The sequence below is a fragment of the Methylocystis silviterrae genome, from assembly GCF_013350005.1.
Classification (GTDB): domain Bacteria; phylum Pseudomonadota; class Alphaproteobacteria; order Rhizobiales; family Beijerinckiaceae; genus Methylocystis; species Methylocystis silviterrae.
Genome location: NZ_JABVWW010000061.1, coordinates 1 through 710, shown reverse-complemented (window position 1 = coordinate 710; position 710 = coordinate 1). Strand labels below are relative to the sequence as shown.

The following is a 710-nucleotide window of genomic DNA, read 5'->3' as shown; positions in this document are numbered from 1 at the left end:
CCGCGCTCAATGCGCCCCGTCACCACCGTGCCGCGGCCCGAAATCGAGAACACGTCCTCGACCGGCATCAGGAACGGCTGATCCTTCGGCCGCTCCGGCTGCGGGATGTAGGCGTCGACCGTCTCCATCAGCTTCAGGATCGCGTCATGGCCGATCTCGGGGTTCTTGCCCTCGAGCGCGCACAGCGCCGAACCCTTGGTGATCGGAATGTCGTCGCCAGGGAATTCATATTTGCTGAGCAGCTCGCGCACTTCGAGCTCGACGAGCTCCAGAAGCTCCGGATCGTCGACCATGTCGACCTTGTTGAGGAACACGACGAGCGCCGGCACGCCGACCTGGCGAGCCAAGAGGATATGCTCGCGGGTCTGCGGCATCGGGCCGTCGGCGGCCGAGACCACCAGGATCGCGCCGTCCATCTGCGCCGCGCCGGTGATCATGTTCTTCACATAATCGGCGTGGCCGGGGCAGTCGACATGGGCGTAATGGCGGTTCTTCGTCTCATATTCGACATGCGCCGTCGAAATCGTGATGCCGCGCGCCTTCTCTTCCGGCGCCTTGTCGATCTGGTCATAGGCCGTAAAGGTCGCGCCGCCCGTCTCCGCCAGAACCTTGGTGATCGCCGCCGTCAAAGACGTCTTGCCGTGGTCGACGTGCCCAATCGTCCCAATGTTGCAGTGCGGCTTCGTGCGTGAAAACTTTTCCTTGGCCAT

1 protein-coding gene is annotated in these 710 nt (G+C 63.2%); it reads right to left on the bottom strand.

Going from position 1 to position 710, the window contains the following annotated elements:
- Window positions 1–710 (bottom strand): elongation factor Tu (locus HUN39_RS18955; protein WP_175095980.1); only part of this gene is annotated, 710 nt, incomplete at its 3' end.